Origin of the sequence: Sphingomonas lycopersici (assembly GCF_026130605.1) — a bacterium.
Lineage (GTDB): Bacteria > Pseudomonadota > Alphaproteobacteria > Sphingomonadales > Sphingomonadaceae > Sphingomonas > Sphingomonas lycopersici.
The window spans coordinates 42,683-58,690 of sequence record NZ_JANFAU010000017.1 but is presented as its reverse complement, the minus strand read 5'-3'; the positions used below and the strand labels follow the sequence as shown (position 1 = coordinate 58,690).

Below are 16,008 nucleotides of genomic sequence, written 5' to 3'. Positions count from 1 at the left end.
CGCCGGCCGGCTGGCGCGCGCCGGCAGCCTCGCGGCGCTCGCGGCGGAGGCGCGCCCCGGCAGCGGCCGCGTCGGGCGCGGCATCGTCTGCGGCGACTGCCGCACCCTGCCGAAAAGCGTCGGGCTGAAATAATTCTTAGGCCCGCGGGATTAAACCGGATCGCGGCGTCGTTGCTCTTGTCGGAAGCCGGGTGGAACCAGCCCCGGCCCGCGACGAAAAGGAGACAGATGATGATCCAGAAGATGCGGACCCGCCTGATGGTGGCGGCAGCGATCATGGCCGGCATGACGGCCGCGGCGCCGGCGTCGGCGCAATTGCTCGGCGGCGGCGGCGGCGGTGGCCTGGTCGGCGGCGTGCTCGGCGGCGCCGGCAATATCGGCGGCACGGTGACGGGCACGCTTGGCGGCGCCGGCAACATCGGCAGCACGATCGGCTCGGCGACCGGCAGCGTGTCGAACAGCGTCACCGGCTCGGGCAGCGCGAACAGCAGCCATTCGGTCAACACCAAATCGGGCAATGTCGCGGCCGACGCCGGGCTCGCCGGGACGATCAGCCACAGCACCGACGCCGCGCTCGGCGCGACCGGCGCCAACGGCAATTCACTCGCCGGCAACGTCAGCAATTCGGGCTCGGCGAGCGCCAGCCGCAATGTCGGCGCCAATGCACAGCTGATCGGCACCGATCAGGTCGCGAACACCGTGAGCAGCGCGCGCGGCGCGGCGACCGGCGCGGTGGGCCACGCGCGGAGTGCGGCGACGGGCGCGGTCCAGGCGGCACATGGCACCGCGAGCCACGTCGCGAGCAACGTGCGCGATCGTGCGGGCGCGGCGGCGGGCCAGGCACGCGACGCCGCCGGCGCGGCGAGCGGCGCGGCATCGGGCGATCTCGCCGGGACGATGTCGGGCGGCGCGGGGTCGCTCAACGCCAGCGGGTCGGGATCGGCCAGTGGCGCGGGTTCGGCCAGCGCGAGCAGCACGCCGCGCTGATCGGGCGATCGGTTGAAAGGGAGGGCCGCCGGGCAGCGATGCCCGGCGGTTTTTTGTTGGGGGCTATCGGGCGGGTCGGCGATGCGACAGACGCAGATATCTACATTACCTTTAGTAGCATTCACCGCCCCTATTCCTCTGATATTATCTTATTAGTTCAGTCTATTTTGACAGCGCCGCGTTGATTTTTAAGGTATAATAGAAGCAGTTTAACTAAATTTACTTTAAATGTTGGATTTGTTCATGAATTGTTCCTTACGCAATAGCGGGGGACATCATGACCGACCGGCAGATTCTCACCGAGAAAAAATCACCTGAACGCATTGCCTTCGAACATTATATTCGAACCGGCAGGCGTCTATCTCCGCAGGGGGAACCGGAGGTTGAACTCAAGTTCAACCCTTATCACGACCCGCGAAACGGCCGCTTTACCTTCGCCCCCGGCGGCCCGCGATCGCTGAGCGATGTCATCATTTCCGACGGCCATCGCGGCGAGCGACGGGTTTCGCGTTCGACGGCAGCGGCTGCTGCGCCCGAGGCACCGGCGGCGTCGGCAGACTCACCTCAAGCTGGTTCGCTAACCGACGCTGTCTACAGGCCGGACAAAACCGCCCCCGCAATTCAATCGGCTCAGTATCGCCCCAATTTTCGGGGCCGCCGGGGCGACAATGGCGGCCCGTCACTAAACGATCCGCTGACGCTCGATCATGTTTTCCCCGCTCTGCGCAATTCGCCCGGCGGGTCGCTAATCGCGCTGGCGGACAATATCTTCGATCTGACCGGCCCCGCTTCTCGCGCCACCACCCCGGTAATGGAAAACCACATCAATGCGCTGATTCAGCAGATCAAGGGTGTCGATCCTAGCTTTCGTTTGGAGTCGCTGGGGTTTCCGAAAACACTCAAAGGACAGGGAAACCTCCTCCGCCAACTCCTGTTTGATCGAGCGGCAGCCGTCTATCGGATGAAGAACGATGTCCGATTGCTGCAGGTCGAGATGGTGCGCGTAATGCAAGAAACCGCAGACAGCGCTTATGTTGAAGCTCAAGCACGATTCGACGCCGGACGCTTGCTGCCGCGCCTATCGCGCGAAGAGGCGATCGGCAATTATATTGACCAAGCGGTGCGACATGAGCTGAGAAAAAATCTCGATCTTAGGGGAATAGATTATTCAAAAGGGCAGATAATAAGAATTATCGGCAGAGAATATGATAGATCACTCCCAGATCCGAAATATAAAATTCCTGATGCGCGAGTAGACAGAGCCGCTTTCGACGTTTCCCTTACGCGCAAAACCTTAGCAACTCCGCAAATTAGAGGCTTCTTCAACAGTGATTTCAAGCCGACCATCGTGATCATCGTTAGACCCAGTCAGCTCGGACAAGGTCATACCTATGCCATCTTACGCCCAGGAGAATAGTATGTATCGCTCAAGCCTTCATTCCGACAAGCCGTATATTCCCAAGGGGATCGGGGAGATCATGGACCAACTGGGTTCGATGATGCTCTCCTCGCCGACCTTCAAGGACAGGACGGGCTATTTCCCGGAGCAGAATATCGACACCGAATTTTTTGCGCTCAACGAGGGATTGAAAACAATCCGCCAGAAGGTCGGCGAAGAAAATTATCAGGCACTTGTGGCACTATCCGAGAAGATGCGCGCCTATTTCGAGGCCGACCCGGAGGATAAAACCGAGGGTAGCCTCAAGGGACGCGACTGCATCGTCGAGATGGAGGATATCCTCAAGGCCAGCGCGCGGCGCAAGCCGCGTTAACGACGGATCGCCAGTCCTTCGCGAAATAAGTGGCGGAGCGGGAGGGATTCGAACCCTCGATACGGTTTTGCCGTATACTCACTTTCCAGGCGAGCGCCTTCGACCACTCGGCCACCGCTCCGCATGCCTTGGGAGGCGACGCCCTAAAGCGGGGCGGCGCGCGACGCAAGCTTTCGCGCCGGGGAATTGCATCGCGCGCCCGCTAAAGGCAGCATCGCGCGCATGATCGCACCCGCCCTTGCCGCGCTTCTCGCCGCATCCGCCCCGGCATCCGCAGCCACTGCCGCCGCACCAACCGCCGCCGACGCCGCCGCGTCCCCCGCGCGCGCGCCGTCGGAAATCGTCGCCACCGCGCCTGCCGGCGACTGGCGCGCGATTCCCGCGGGCGATCTGCTGGTGATGGACCTCGCCCCTACCGCCACCGGCAAGCCGCGCCGCGTGGTGATCCAGTTGATCCCCGCGCCCTTTTCGCAAAGCTGGGTGCGCAACATCCGCATGCTCGCCACCCAGCATTGGTGGGACGGCGCCGGCGTCAACCGCGTGCAGGACAATTATGTCGCGCAATGGGGCGGCAGCACCGCTAAGCGGCCGCTTCCCGCCAGCCTTACCGCCACCGAGCAGGCCGATTATACCACCCATCTCGCCCCCGCCGATCTCGGCCCGATCGTCGCGGCGCCGGGGCATGACGCTTACGCCCCCGAGACCTTCACCTGGCGCGGCTGGCCGATCGCGGCCGAGCGCGGCGCGGGGGGCACGATCGCGTGGCCGGTGCATTGCTACGGGATGGTCGGGGTCGGGCGCGACATGCCGCCCGATGCGGGCGACGGCAGCGAGCTCTATGCGGTGATCGGCCATGCGCCGCGCCACCTCGATCGCAATATCGCGCTGGTCGGCCGGGTGATCGAGGGGATCGAGCTGCTGTCGTCACTGCCGCGCGGCACCGAAGCGCTCGGGGTCTATGCCACGCCGGCCGAGCATGTGCCGATCGTCTCGGTCCGGCTGGCGAGCGACCTGCCCGTCGCCGAGCGACCGCGCTTCGAATATCTCGCCACCGAAAGCACGAGCTTCGCGCGTTACGCCGATGCCCGCGCCAACCGCCGCGACGGCTTCTTCGTCCGCCCGGCGGGGGGCGCCGATATCTGCAATGTGCCGACACCGATCCGGCGGATCGCTGCGCGGTAAGTTACGAGGTTATCAGCTTCCCCGTTCGGGCTGAGCTTGTCGAAGGGCGAACGTAGATTGGGATTTTGCACCGCTGGCGCAGCGGCGACCTCCAGACCGTCGCCTATTTCCCCACCCAATCGGCCACCGCCGCCGCGACCTGATTGGCGCCGCGGTTGAGCGCGCGTCCGGCCGAGGCGGCATCGATCCGGGAAACCGGCACCTTCGCCTCGAAGCGCTGCTTTTCCACCTTGCTGCCCTCGGCGCGGACCAGCGCCGCATCGAAGGTGACGATCGCGCTCGACGAGGCCGCGTCAATACCGAAATTGCGCAATTCGCCGCTCAGCCGCGCGCCATTGTCGCCGAACGCCTGCCCCGCATCGAGCACGACACGCCCGCTCCGCGCGGTCATCGTATCGGCGAGCAGCCGGGCGAACAGCCGCTGCGGCGGCTCCACCCATTGCGCGTCCTTGATATAGGCGATCGAGGTCGGCGTCGCCTGCACCGGCACCCGCGCGGTGGAGAGCGCCTGCGGCACCGACGGCGTCTGGATGAAGATCGTCTTGGCGGTCGCGGCATCCTGCGTCTGCCCCGGCGCGGCCTGTTCGGTCGAGGTCAGGTCGAGCAGCGAGGGCGGCGGCTTCGCGCCGAAGCTGATGCAGCCCGCCAGCGGCAGCGCCGCGAGGAAAATCATCGCCGGCTGGCGCATCTTCCTGCGGAGACCCGGCATCCACTTTTGCTGAAAATGCTTCGGTCGCATCATTGTCCGCCTCATTTGCCGGGCTTGTAGTCAGGGAGCCGCTGCTGGCCGATCACCGATCCGGCGCCGTTGCGATCGACCCGCTCCGCCACCGAGGTCAAGGCATCGGTCATCTGGCGCAGATCGTGGATCAGCCGCGCCAGCTCGGGCGCGGTCTGTTTGGACAGGCTCTGCAAGCCGGGGCGCGCATCGCCGATCGTCGCGTTGAGCGTATCGGCGCTTTGCTTGGCGGCGCTGATCGCCTGGTTGAGATTGGCCATCGCCGGTTTGACGTCCTCGGCGAGCAGCCCGTTGGTGGTCGCGGCGAGATCGCCGATCTTCGCCGCCGCGTCGCCCGCCTGCTGGACGGCGATGCGGGTCTGCGCCAGCGTCGCGGCGATTTCCGGCCCGCGATCGGCGAGCGCGCGGCTCAGCCGGTTGGTATTGTCGAGGATGCCCGCGATCGACGCCTGATTCTTGTCGGTGACCAGCCCGGTCAGCCGCTCGGTCAGCGTCGAGAGCCGCTCGAGCAATTGCGGCGCGGAATTGAGCAGCGCGCCGAGCCCGCCGGTCCGCGTCGGGATCACCGGCACGCCATAGGGGCATTGGTTGGCGGCATCGTTCGCCGGGCAGGTGATCGGCGGGGCGCCCTTCACCGCGCCGTCGAGGCTCACCGTGCTGGTGCCGGTGAAGCTGCCCTGGATCGTCGCGGTGGTGCCCTGGAGCACCGGGGTATCCTCGTTGACAGTGATCCGCACGCGGACGAATTGCGGATCGTTCTTCCACAATTGGATCAGCTTCACCTGGCCCGAGGGGACGCCCGAGAAGGTGACCGACGATCCCTTGGCGAGCCCGTCGACCGATTGCTTGAAGAAGATGTCATATTCCTTCTCGCTCGCGCCGCCGAGCCGCGCGATCCACACCGTGAACAGCGCGAGCACCGCGAGCAGGATCAGCACGACCGATCCCACGAGGACGTGGTTGGAGCGAGTTTCCATCAGTCAGTTCCCGTCCCTGGCTTTTTCCGCGCCCCATTGGCTTCCTGGGTCGCGACCGCCGCGCGGCCGCGCGGGCCATTGAAATATTCCTGGATCCACGGATGGTCCAACGCCAGGAGCTCGTCGATCGTGCCGACTGCGATCACCTTTTTGTCCGCCAGCACCGCCACCCGATCACAGATCGCATAGAGCGTATCGAGATCGTGGGTGATCAGAAACACCGTGAGCCCCATCGTCTGCTGCAGCGAATGGGTCAGTTCGTCGAACCCGGCGGCGCCGATCGGATCGAGCCCCGCGGTCGGCTCGTCGAGGAACAGCAGCTCTGGATCGAGCGCCAGCGCGCGCGCCAGCCCGGCGCGCTTCTTCATCCCCCCCGAAAGCTCGGCGGGATATTTCGGCCCCGCCTCCGCTGGCAGCCCGGTCATCACCACCTTGTAGGAGGCGATTTCGTCGAGCAGCGCCAGATCGAGCTCCGGATAGAATTCGCGGATCGGGACCTGGACGTTCTCGGCGACCGTCAGCGTGGAGAACAAGGCGCCGCCCTGGAACAGCACCCCCCAGCGCTTGCGGATCTCGACCGCCTCGGTCTCCTCGCGGCCGATGGTGGATTCGCCGAAGACGGTGATCTCGCCCTCGTCGGGGGGCTGGAGGCCGATGATCGCGCGCATCAGCACCGATTTGCCGGTGCCCGATCCGCCGACCACGCCGAGGATCTCGCCGCGCCGCACGTCGAGATCGAGCCCGTCGTGGATCACCTGATCGCCGAAGCTGGTGCGCAGCCCGCGCACGCGGATGATGATATCGTCGTCCGCCGAGGGCATCAGTTCCACCCCATCGAGGTGAAGAATACCGCGAAAAAGGCGTCGAGCACGATCACCAGGAAGATCGCCTGCACCACCGCGGCGGTGGTGCGGTTGCCGACCTGCTCGGCATCGCCCTCGACCTGCATCCCCTGGAAACAGCCGGCGAGCGCGATGATCGCGCCGAACACCGGCGCCTTGACCAGCCCGACGTAAAGATCGGTGATCGGCACCACTTCGCGCAGCCGCGCGATATAGGTGACCGGCGGGATGCCGAGGTTGATCCAGCACAACAGCCCGCCGCCGATCATCGCCACGATCGAGGAATAGAAGCCGAGCAGCGGCATCAGCACGATCGCGGCGATCGTGCGCGGCAGCACCAGCGCCTCCATCGGCGAGACGCCGATCGTGCGCATCGCGTCGATTTCCTCGGTCAGCTTCATCGTGCCGAGCTGCGCCGCGAAGGCCGAGCCAGAGCGGCCGGCGACCATGATCGCGGTCATCAGCACGCCCAGCTCGCGCAGGGTGATCCGCCCGATCAGGTTGATCGTATAGACTTCGGCGCCGAACTGGCGAAGCTGCACCGCGCCTTGCTGCGCGATGACGATCCCGATCAGGAAACTCATCAGCCCGATGATGCCGAGCGCGGTGACCCCGACCACCTCGAACCGCTGCACCGTGGCGTTGAAGCGGAAGCGCCGCGGGTGGCGGATGACGTTGCCGAGCGCGATGACGATCGCGCCGAGGAAACCGAGCAGCCCGAGCAAGGTGGTGCCGGCGGTGATCGTCGCGGTGCCGATCTCGCCGAGCACGCGGGTGAACGGGCTGACATGGCGCGGCCGCATCGCGACGAGCTGATCGGACCGCTCGACATGTTCGAGCAACCGGACATGCTCGGGATCGAGCCCCTCGATCGTCGCATTATGCTCGTGCGCGAAGCGGTGGACCACCCAGGCGCCGACGGTATCGATCCGGTCGATCGCCGACAGATCGAGATGCCGCACCCCCTCGCCGTCGCCGCGCGCGCGCAGCCGCTGCGGCAGATCGCCGATCGTCGCCAGCGAAAGATCGCCGGTGAAGCGCAGGGTGTCACCGTCCTCGCTGAAATCCGCCGCTGCGCCCATCACCGGCTTTCTTGCGGGAAAGTGCCGACAACGGCAAGCGTTTGGAGGGCCGGGCGGGCGGCGCGGCGCGGGAATTTACTCATAGCGCGACATCCACCGCATGAATCGCCAGCCCGACCAGCCCGCCGACCAGCGTGCCGTTGATCCGGATGAATTGCAGATCCTTGCCCACCGCATTCTCCAGCCGGCGGGTGATCGTCTGTGCGTCCCACCCGCGCACCGTTTCGGATACCAGCCGGACGATCGAATCGCCGTAATCCGCCGCGGTCCCCACCGCTGCGCGGCGCACATAGCGGTTGAGCGTGCGCTGCAGGCGGACATCGCTTTGCAGCGTCTGCCCGAGCTGGTCGAGCGCCTCGCGCAGCTTGCCCGCGACGAGCGCCTCCGGATCGCGCGCGGCGCGCAGCATCGCGGCGCGCGCCTGCTCCCACAATCCGTTGATCCAATCCTGCATCGCGGGATTTTCGAGCAGTTCGAGCTTGAGCTGCTCGACGCGCGCGATCATCGCCGCGTCGTGCTGGAGGTCGTCGGCGAGCTTGATCAGCCCCTCCTCGGCCTTGCCGCGCAACGGGTGGTTGCGATCCTCGGCCATGTCGGCGAGCATCTTGTCGAGCCCGTCGATGATCTTGTTGGCGAGCGTCTCGTCGAGCCCGGTCCAGCGCAGGATCGACCCCGCGCGGTCATGGACCATCGCGCGGACGATCGGCTCGTTCGCCTGAAGGACGCGCCCGGCCCAGCGGACGATCCCGTCGAGCACCGGCAAATGGCGATCCTTGCTGATCGCCGCGGCGAGCGCACGGCCGAGGATCGGCGACAGATCGAGCACGCGCACCTGCTGGACCATCGCGCCGCGCACCATCCCGCCGAGCCGTTCCTGATCGAGCGCCTGGAGCACCTCCACCGCGAGCCGCGACAGGCCGCGCGACAGGCGTGAGCCGCCCGCGGTCGGGTTGCTCAGCCAGCGCCCCGCGGCGCTGGCGAGATCGATCCGCCGCATCCGCCGCGCGACGACGTGCGGGATCAGGAAATTGTCGCGCAGGAACAGCGCGAGCTGGTCGCCGATGCGATCCTTGTTGCGCGGAATGATCGCGGTATGCGGGATCGGCAGCCCGAGCGGGTGGCGGAACAGGGCGGTCACCGCGAACCAGTCGGCCAGCCCGCCGACCATCGCCGCTTCGGCAAAGGCACGGACGAAGCCCCAGCCGGGATGGAGCGGCTCGACGGCGCGGGCGACAAGGAAGGTCGCCGCCATCACCACCAGCATCGCCGTCGCGACCACCCGCATCCGCACCAGCCCGGCGGGAATGCGTTCGTGAGGCGGCCGCCGGCGGACGATCGGGATCATACCCGAAACAATCCCCAAGTCGTGGCTTTGTTCAAGCCGTTCGTTCGCGGGCGATAGAGAGAGGCGAGCATCCCGGCCGTCAACCCGGCCTTCCGGCGCCGCGGCACCGCGGGCCTAGAGCATCGTGCGCGAATTCCGATCCACCCCGGCCCTCGGGGTCCCCTTCTTGTGTCCCCGCGAAGACGGGGACCTAGTCTGGGCTCCCGCCCTGGCAGGAACACAAGGGGCGGCTCGATCTGGATCCCGATCAAACGCACGAGGCTCTTGCTGCCCGGTGGCCCCCGGCACAAGGCCGGGGTGACGGGCCCGCTCGCCTCACTCCGCCGGCTGCGGATCGTCGTCGTGGAAGCCGATCCGGCCCTGCGGGGCGGGGAGCGGGCCGCCGCCGGGAACGTGATCGATCGCGGGTCGATCGCCGTCGCCCGGACGATAGGTCAGCAGGCGCCGGCCGATCCACGGCCCCACCCGCCGCTCGATCCCGATCGCGAGGCTGAACGCCGCGGGAACGATCAGCAGGGTCAGCAGCGTCGACAGCGTCAGCCCGCCGATCACCACGATCCCCATCGGCGCGCGCCACGATCCGTCGCCCGACAGCGACAAGGCGGTCGGCACCATCCCGGCGACCATCGCCACGGTGGTCATCACGATCGGCTGCGCGCGCTTGTGCCCGGCGTCGATGATCGCATCGTGCACCGGCACGCCCTTCATGATCTCCTCCAGCGCGAAGTCGATCAGCAGGATCGAATTCTTGGCGACGATGCCGAGCAGCATCAGCAGCCCGATGAACACCGGCATCGACAAGGGATCGCCGACGATCAGCAGCGCGATCAGCCCGCCCAGCGGCGCGAGCAGCAGCGACCCCATGTTGACCAGCGGCGGCAGCAGCCGGCGATAGAGCAGCACCAGCACCGAGAAGACCAGGAACACCCCCGCGATCACCGCGAAGATGAAGTTGGTCAGCATCTCCATCTGCCATTTCGCCTGGCCGACGCTGACCCGCTGGATGCCGATCGGCAGGTTGCGCAGCGTCGGCAGCGCATTGACCTGTTTCATCGCATTGCTGAGCACCAGCCCCGAGGAGAGGTCGGCGCCAATCGTCAGCTGGCGCTGCTGGTTGAGGCGGTTGATCTTGGTCGGCCCCGAGCCGAAGCCGATATCCGCCACCACCGACAGCGGCACCGACCCGCCGGTCAGCGTCTGCACCGGCAGGTTCTGGATCGTGGCGAGTTCGGTGCGCGACGATTGATCGAGCGCGACGCGGATCGGCACCTGGCGGTCGCTCAACGAGAATTTGGCGCTGTTCTGATCGATGTCGCCGATCGTCGCGATGCGGATCGCGTTGGACAATGCCGCGGTCGTCACCCCGAGATTGGCGGCAAGATCGAGCCGCGGCTTGATCACGATCTCGGGCCGGTTGAGCCCGCCGGCGATGCGCGGCGCGATCAGCCCCGGAATCTTGGTCATCTCGTTGACCAATTGATCCGCGGTCTGCCGCAACTGCGCCGGATCGTCGCCGCCCAGCGTGATCGAGACGTCGCGGTTATTCTCGCCCCAGCCGAACTGCGACTGGAAATTGACCCGCGCGTCGGGGATCTTGGCCAGTTCGGGCGCCAGGCTGCGCTCGAACGCGGTCGAGGTCATCGACTTGTGGTCCTTGAACTGCGCGGTGACGCGGCCCGAGCCGACCGCGGTGCGGCTGTAGACGCTCCGCACGTCGGGCTGTTTGCGCAGCAGCGCGACGACCTTGTCGACCGTCTCCTGCGTCTGCGCCAGCGTCGAGCCCGGCGCCATCGTGATCGTCACCGCGGAGCGCTCGTCGTCGATCGCCGGCTGGAACTGCATCGGGATCAGCCCGAAGCAGACGATCGTCAGCAGGAAGGCGCCGACCCCCATCCCGATCACCCACAGGCGATGATCGCGGAAATAGCCGGTCAGCCGCTTGAGGCCGCCCTGCGCGCGGATCGCCGGCGCGCGACCGGTGTCCATCGTCCAGTGCAGCACCTTGAGATAGACGTCCATCAGCCAGCCTTCGCCATGCGTGGCGTGGCCCCCGGCCTTGAGGAAATAAGCCGCGATCATCGGGGTGATGAGCCGCGCGACGGCAAGGCTCATCAGCACCGCGACGACGACGGTGAGACCGAAGTTGCGGAAGAACTGCCCCGAAATCCCCGGCATCAGCCCGACCGGCAGGAACACCGCGACGATCGCCATCGTCGTCGCCAGCACCGCGAGACCGATCTCGTCCGCTGCGTCGATCGCCGCTTGATAGGCGGTTTTGCCCATCCGCATGTGGCGCACGATATTCTCGATCTCGACGATCGCGTCGTCGACCAGCACCCCGGCGACGAGGCTGAGCGCGAGCAGCGTCATCCCGTTGAGCGAGAAGCCCATCAGATCCATGAACCAGAAGGCCGGGATCGCCGACAAGGGGATCGCGAGCGCCGAGATCATCGTCGCGCGCGTATCGCGCAGGAACAGGAAGACGATCAGCACCGCCAGCGCGGCGCCCTCGAGCATCGCGTGGATCGCGCTTTTATATTGCTCCAGCGCATATTTGGAGCCGTCGTAGCGCAGCTGGAAATGCACCTTGGGGTTGCGCTTCTCCAGCATCTCCAGCTTGGCCTTGGCCTCGCGGAACACGGTGACGTCGGAATAGCCCTTGGCGCGCTTGAAATCGAAGCTCAGCACCGGGCGGCCGTCGACCGCCGCGGCGGTGCGCTGCTCGGCATAGAGATCGCGCACCGTCGCGACGTCGGCGAGCTTGACCGTCCGCCCGTCGCCGACCGAGATCTGCGTCTGGCCGAGTTCGTAAGCGTTGCGCGCGTTGCCGAGCACGCGCAGCGATTGTTCCGCCCCGGCGATTTCGGAGCGCCCCCCCGCGGCGTTCAGGTTCACCTGGCGGAGCTGCTGGTTGATCTGGCTCGCGGTGAGCCCGAATGCGGCGAGCTTGGCCGGATCGAGAATCACGCGGATCTCGCGATCGACCCCGCCGTTGCGCTCGACCTTGCTCAGCCCGGGGACGGAGAGCAGCTCCTTGGCCACCGTATTGTCGATGTACCAGGAAAGCTGCTCGATCGTCATGTCGCTGGCGATCGCGGAATAGCTGCCGACATCATTGTCGTTGGCCTTCACGCGGGTGATCTGCGGCTCCAGAATGCCTTCGGGCAGGTTGGAGCGGATCTGCACCACCGCGTCGCGCACCTCGTTCACCGCGCGATCGATCGGGGTGCCGATGTCGAGCTGGACGAAGGTGGTCGAGCTGCCCTCGCTGACGAACGACTGGATCTCGTCGATCCCCTCGACCGAGCGCACCGCCGCCTCGACCCGCTGCGTCACCTGCGTTTCGAGCTCGCTCGGCGCCGCGCCCGGCTGCGAGATCTCCACCGTCACCGCCGGGAATTCGATGTCCGGATCCTGGTTGATGTCCATGCGGATGAAGCTGACGATGCCGGCCACCGTCAGCATGCAGAACAGCACGATCGAAGGAACCGGGTTCCGGATCGACCAGGCGGAGATATTGCGGAAGCTCATGGCGCTATCAGCCTTTGGCTTTCTCGGTGCCCTTTTCCACGACCGGGACGACCTTTTGCCCCGGATTGAGGAAAGCACCGGCGGAACGGATCACGCGCTCGTTGCCCGTCAGCCCCTCGGCGATCGCGACGTTGCGATCGGTGACGGTGCCGAGCCGAACGTTGCGCCGCTCCACCTTGTTGTCCTTGCCGACGATATAGACGAAATTGCCGCGATCGTCGCTCAGGATCGCCGATTGCGGCAATTGCGGCTCGTTGCTCGCCCCGCCGATCAGCGTCGCCGAGGCGAAACCGCCCGGGCGGAGCGCCGGATCGTAGGAAAGCTGGATGCGCGCGATGCCCTGCCGCGTCTGCGGATCGATCACCGGCGACACCTGCCACACATGCCCGGAGAAGGAGCGCGATTCGCCGACCGGGGTGACGGTGGCGCCGTCGCCGACGCGGACCTTGGCGAGATCGGCCTCGGCGAGCTGCGCGCGCATCTCCATCTCGCCGCCCTTGGCCATGCGGAACAGGGTGCCGGTGGTCGCGCCGATGATCTGCCCCGGTTCGACCTGCCGCGTCAGGATCAGCCCCGCTTCCGGCGCGCGGATATCGAGCCGGCGGTTGCGCGCGCCCTGCTCGGCGGCGGTGGCCTGCGCCACCTTGAGCCGCGCGGCGGCGGCATCGCGCGTCGCGATGCGGCGCTGCACGTCGGCCTGGCTGATGAACCCGCGCCCGACGAGCTGCTGCGCGCGCTCGAGCTCCTGCTGGGCGAGCACCAGATCCGATCGTGCGACGCCGATCTGCGCATTGAGGCTCGCCGCGGTCTGCGCCTGCACCGAGCGGTCGACCACCGCGAGCACTTCGCCCGCCGCGACCCACTGCCCCGGCTCGACCAGCACGCGGGTCACCATCCCGCCTTCGCCCGCGACGCCGACCGGCATCTCGCGCTTGGCGGCGAGCGACCCGGTGGCGTTGATCTGGCGCGCGACCGATCCGCTGCCCGGCACCATCACGGTGACGGTCGGCGCCTGATCGGCCGGCGACATGGCGGGCGCGTCGCCGCCGCGATGCGTCAGCGCATAACCGCCGCCGCCCGCCAGCACGAGCGCGAGCGCGCCGCCGATGATCCAGCGGCGCCGATTGCGCGCGCGGGTATCCGGCCCCTCGATCGCCAGCCGCTCGCCGCCCAGACTGCCGGATTCGTAATTCATTCGGCTCACTTCCCCGTCCCGGCGCCCTGATCGCCTCATTTACCTCGGCGCTGTATTATCGGAATAAATCACCGCACTCAAGTGCCCCCGCAAATGCCCGATCGAGGTGGCGGAATTGAGGCTGGGGCCGTTCATCCCCGGTTGATCGAAGCTCTGCCACAGCTCGTCGCAGCAAGTGATTTTCACGGGAGCTTTGCAATCTATGCGTCTAATCTTTTCCCTCGTGACGCTCGCCGCCTGCGCGGCCGCCACCCCGGCGCTGGCGCAGGCCGCCACGCCCGCGATCCTGCCCGACGGGACGTTGCTCGATATCACGGCTACCGGCCAGGTCAGCCGCACCCCCGACATCGCGACGATTCGCGCCGGGGTGGTGACCCAGGCGCCGACCGCCGCCGCCGCGCTGAGCGAAAATGCCGCGCGGATGACCCGCGTGATCCAGGCGCTCAAGGCGGCCGGGATCGCCGAGCGCGACATCATGACGAGCAGCGTCGGGCTCTCGCCGCAATATCGCTATCAGCAGAATGAGGCGCCGGTGATCACCGGCTATCAGGCGAGCAACAACGTTTCGGTGAAGTTCCGCGATATCGCCAAGAGCGGCGCCGCGCTCGACGCCTTGGTCAAGGCGGGCGCCAACCAGATCGACGGGCCGTCGATGTCGATCGACAAGCCCGGCGCCGCGCTCGACGAGGCGCGCGCCGAGGCGGTGAAGACCGCGCGCACCCGCGCCGAGCTTTATGCCAAGGCGGCGGGGTTGCGCGTCGTGCGGATCGTGTCGATCAACGAAAGTGGCGAGAATGACGGCGGCTCGCCGCGTCCGCCGGTCGCCTATATACGCGCCGCCAAGGCCGATATGGCGGAAACCCCGATCGTCGCCGGCGAAACCGAACTGTCGGTGACGCTCGGCGTGCGCTTCCTGCTGCAATAAGCGCGCGCCAGTCGAACTTGCCCTTCAGTCGTCATGCCGGGCTCGACCCGGCATCCAGAGCCACGAGCGATATCGCCTGTTGCCCTGGATGCCGGATCAAGTCCGGTATGACGAAAGGATGACGACGTCGGAAGCCTTTGGCGACGCCTATCTGACCGAAGGCGGGAGCTCAGACCCGGTCCCCGCCTTCGCGAGGACGCAAAGATCTAAGGCGGCGGGCTCGCCACATCAAAAACACACGGCCGCCCGATCGCTCGGGCGGCCGTTTCGTTTGACGATGTTTGCGTCAGTAACGGATCAGCGCACCGACCCGCGGCGGACGAGGTTGACGATCCCGAGCAGGACCACCGCGCCGAGCAGCGAGACGAGGAACGAATAGACCGACAGCCCGGTCTGGCCGAAATTGCCGCCGGAGAAGATCAGCCCGCCGATGAACGCGCCGATGATGCCGACCACGACGTTGAGGAAAATCCCCTGTTGCGCATCGGTCCGCATGATGATGCTCGCGAGCCACCCGATAACGCCGCCGACGATCAGCCAAAGAATGATACCCATGGCACTACTCCCAAGCTTTCGCCCGGCGAGCGCCGGGCTGCCTTACCTGATCAAGTAAATGCCGATGGGCCTTCTTTGTTCCGGCTGGCGCATGATGCCCGGGCAATAAGACGGCGCCGGCCCCCTTCCTTCGCCCTCCCCGGTTGCTGTCCGTTGGGAAGGGCGAAGGAACGACGCCGGCGCCGCTCACTTATCCGGCCGCCCGGCCGGATCGGGTGATCTCAATATTTCTGCTGGCGCTCGTAGAGCGACCGGTAATGTTGAATCCGCGTCACGCGCAGCCCGGGCATACCGGAGCGATCGATCGCGCGCTGCCAGCTCGCGAACTCCTCGACGGTCAGCCCGTAACGCTCGCAGACTTCATCCACCGTAAGTAAGCCACCGTTCACCGCAGCGACCACTTCGGCCTTCCGCCGGACCACCCAGCGCGTCGTGTTGACGGGCGGCAAAGTCTCCAGCGTGAGCGGTTCTCCGAGCGGCCCGATGACCCTTGCAGGGCGGATTTTTTGGTTTTCAATCATTACTTTAACCTTCGGTTCGGGGCGGGGGGCCCCCTCTCCAACTACGGGGACTATGACGTAACCGGGTGGCTGTTGCGTGCCGCCTAAGCAGCACGGTAAACGCGCCGTTCACCGGTCCCTCCATTCCGTCAGCGTCCGGGCGGCAATACCGTTGAACGCACCGTCGGCTGGCGCAAAACGCGCGCCGAGCGACGGTTGGTGCATCATCTGCGCCTGGGCGATCGCGGTCGGCGAGGCAGCCTGCCGCGCCGCGATCCGCACAAGCAGCACCGCGAGATCGACCGGCAGCGGCACTGCCGCATCGGCCTTGATGTCGAATCCGGCGAAGCTCAAATCCATTACGACCCTTACGTTA

General features: G+C 66.5%; 15 protein-coding genes and 1 tRNA gene. 5 read left to right on the top strand and 11 right to left on the bottom strand.

The genetic code is table 11. The features are described 5' to 3' along the window. Positions 1–231 precede the first annotated feature (231 nt). The 3 genes from NED98_RS21300 (at position 232) to NED98_RS21290 (ending at position 2,759) form a co-directional block, all read left to right on the top strand. On the top strand, positions 232–987 hold the full coding sequence (locus NED98_RS21300) for a hypothetical protein (RefSeq protein ID WP_265314396.1): 756 nt from the start codon (positions 232–234) through the stop codon (positions 985–987). A 277-nt stretch (positions 988–1,264) separates the two neighbouring features. Next, positions 1,265–2,404 carry a hypothetical protein gene (locus NED98_RS21295; RefSeq protein WP_265314395.1) on the top strand — a complete coding sequence of 380 codons (1,140 nt, stop codon included), beginning with the start codon at positions 1,265–1,267 and terminating at the stop codon, positions 2,402–2,404. Position 2,405: 1 nt separating this feature from the next. Further along, entirely contained in the window at positions 2,406–2,759 is a 354-nt protein-coding gene (locus NED98_RS21290) for a hypothetical protein (protein WP_265314394.1), read from the top strand. Positions 2,760–2,789: 30 nt separating this feature from the next. On the opposite strand, the gene NED98_RS21285 is transcribed toward NED98_RS21290, so the two are convergent. Then, positions 2,790–2,880 (bottom strand) — tRNA-Ser (locus tag NED98_RS21285). A 101-nt stretch (positions 2,881–2,981) separates the two neighbouring features. Between NED98_RS21285 and NED98_RS21280 the strand changes: the two genes are divergently transcribed. Beyond that, positions 2,982–3,941 carry a peptidylprolyl isomerase gene (locus tag NED98_RS21280; RefSeq protein ID WP_265314392.1) on the top strand — a complete coding sequence of 320 codons (960 nt, stop codon included), beginning with the start codon at positions 2,982–2,984 and terminating at the stop codon, positions 3,939–3,941. A gap of 103 nt (positions 3,942–4,044) precedes the next feature. Here NED98_RS21280 and NED98_RS21275 read toward each other — a convergent pair whose 3' ends face one another. The 7 genes from NED98_RS21275 to NED98_RS21245 form a co-directional block, all read right to left on the bottom strand. Next, positions 4,045–4,683, bottom strand: coding sequence for an ABC-type transport auxiliary lipoprotein family protein (locus tag NED98_RS21275; protein ID WP_432423355.1), 639 nt, complete (start codon positions 4,681–4,683; stop codon positions 4,045–4,047). Between the two features lie 8 nt (positions 4,684–4,691). Then, positions 4,692–5,657 (bottom strand): MlaD family protein, encoded by a 966-nt coding sequence (locus NED98_RS21270; protein WP_179513297.1) that lies wholly within the window; start codon positions 5,655–5,657, stop codon positions 4,692–4,694. After that, complete coding sequence (locus tag NED98_RS21265) at positions 5,657–6,478, bottom strand: ABC transporter ATP-binding protein (RefSeq protein ID WP_265270087.1); 822 nt, start codon at positions 6,476–6,478, stop codon at positions 5,657–5,659. Before NED98_RS21265 ends, NED98_RS21270 begins: the two co-directional genes overlap by 1 nt. Continuing rightward, positions 6,478–7,581 carry an ABC transporter permease gene (locus tag NED98_RS21260; RefSeq protein ID WP_265314391.1) on the bottom strand — a complete coding sequence of 368 codons (1,104 nt, stop codon included), beginning with the start codon at positions 7,579–7,581 and terminating at the stop codon, positions 6,478–6,480. Before NED98_RS21260 ends, NED98_RS21265 begins: the two co-directional genes overlap by 1 nt. A 79-nt stretch (positions 7,582–7,660) precedes the next feature. Further along, positions 7,661–8,926 (bottom strand): DUF445 domain-containing protein, encoded by a 1,266-nt coding sequence (locus tag NED98_RS21255; protein WP_265270090.1) that lies wholly within the window; start codon positions 8,924–8,926, stop codon positions 7,661–7,663. Positions 8,927–9,241: 315 nt separating this feature from the next. After that, entirely contained in the window at positions 9,242–12,457 is a 3,216-nt protein-coding gene (locus tag NED98_RS21250; protein WP_265314390.1) for an efflux RND transporter permease subunit, read from the bottom strand. A 7-nt stretch (positions 12,458–12,464) separates the two neighbouring features. Then, entirely contained in the window at positions 12,465–13,652 is a 1,188-nt protein-coding gene (locus tag NED98_RS21245; RefSeq protein WP_179513293.1) for an efflux RND transporter periplasmic adaptor subunit, read from the bottom strand. Positions 13,653–13,854: 202 nt separating this feature from the next. Between NED98_RS21245 and NED98_RS21240 the strand changes: the two genes are divergently transcribed. Beyond that, positions 13,855–14,577, top strand: coding sequence for an SIMPL domain-containing protein (locus tag NED98_RS21240; protein ID WP_265314389.1), 723 nt, complete (start codon positions 13,855–13,857; stop codon positions 14,575–14,577). A gap of 297 nt (positions 14,578–14,874) precedes the next feature. On the opposite strand, the gene NED98_RS21235 is transcribed toward NED98_RS21240, so the two are convergent. The 3 genes from NED98_RS21235 to NED98_RS21225 form a co-directional block, all read right to left on the bottom strand. Beyond that, a complete protein-coding gene (locus NED98_RS21235) occupies positions 14,875–15,132 on the bottom strand; it encodes a GlsB/YeaQ/YmgE family stress response membrane protein (protein ID WP_179513291.1) in 258 nt (85 codons plus the stop codon). A 221-nt stretch (positions 15,133–15,353) separates the two neighbouring features. Continuing rightward, a complete protein-coding gene (gene sciP / locus NED98_RS21230; RefSeq protein ID WP_179513290.1) occupies positions 15,354–15,653 on the bottom strand; it encodes a CtrA inhibitor SciP in 300 nt (99 codons plus the stop codon). Between the two features lie 108 nt (positions 15,654–15,761). Continuing rightward, positions 15,762–15,992 carry a hypothetical protein gene (locus NED98_RS21225; RefSeq protein WP_179513289.1) on the bottom strand — a complete coding sequence of 77 codons (231 nt, stop codon included), beginning with the start codon at positions 15,990–15,992 and terminating at the stop codon, positions 15,762–15,764. Positions 15,993–16,008: the final 16 nt, after the last annotated feature.

Coding starts and splice junctions, on each gene's coding strand:
- NED98_RS21300 (WP_265314396.1), top strand. CDS start 232: ATGATCCAGAAGATGCGGACCCGCCTGATGGTGGCGGCAGCGATCATG.
- NED98_RS21295 (WP_265314395.1), top strand. CDS start 1,265: ATGACCGACCGGCAGATTCTCACCGAGAAAAAATCACCTGAACGCATT.
- NED98_RS21290 (WP_265314394.1), top strand. CDS start 2,406: ATGTATCGCTCAAGCCTTCATTCCGACAAGCCGTATATTCCCAAGGGG.
- NED98_RS21280 (WP_265314392.1), top strand. CDS start 2,982: ATGATCGCACCCGCCCTTGCCGCGCTTCTCGCCGCATCCGCCCCGGCA.
- NED98_RS21275 (WP_432423355.1), bottom strand. CDS start 4,683: ATGATGCGACCGAAGCATTTTCAGCAAAAGTGGATGCCGGGTCTCCGC.
- NED98_RS21270 (WP_179513297.1), bottom strand. CDS start 5,657: ATGGAAACTCGCTCCAACCACGTCCTCGTGGGATCGGTCGTGCTGATC.
- NED98_RS21265 (WP_265270087.1), bottom strand. CDS start 6,478: ATGCCCTCGGCGGACGACGATATCATCATCCGCGTGCGCGGGCTGCGC.
- NED98_RS21260 (WP_265314391.1), bottom strand. CDS start 7,581: ATGGGCGCAGCGGCGGATTTCAGCGAGGACGGTGACACCCTGCGCTTC.
- NED98_RS21255 (WP_265270090.1), bottom strand. CDS start 8,926: ATGATCCCGATCGTCCGCCGGCGGCCGCCTCACGAACGCATTCCCGCC.
- NED98_RS21250 (WP_265314390.1), bottom strand. CDS start 12,457: ATGAGCTTCCGCAATATCTCCGCCTGGTCGATCCGGAACCCGGTTCCT.
- NED98_RS21245 (WP_179513293.1), bottom strand. CDS start 13,652: ATGAATTACGAATCCGGCAGTCTGGGCGGCGAGCGGCTGGCGATCGAG.
- NED98_RS21240 (WP_265314389.1), top strand. CDS start 13,855: ATGCGTCTAATCTTTTCCCTCGTGACGCTCGCCGCCTGCGCGGCCGCC.
- NED98_RS21235 (WP_179513291.1), bottom strand. CDS start 15,132: ATGGGTATCATTCTTTGGCTGATCGTCGGCGGCGTTATCGGGTGGCTC.
- sciP (WP_179513290.1), bottom strand. CDS start 15,653: ATGATTGAAAACCAAAAAATCCGCCCTGCAAGGGTCATCGGGCCGCTC.
- NED98_RS21225 (WP_179513289.1), bottom strand. CDS start 15,992: ATGGATTTGAGCTTCGCCGGATTCGACATCAAGGCCGATGCGGCAGTG.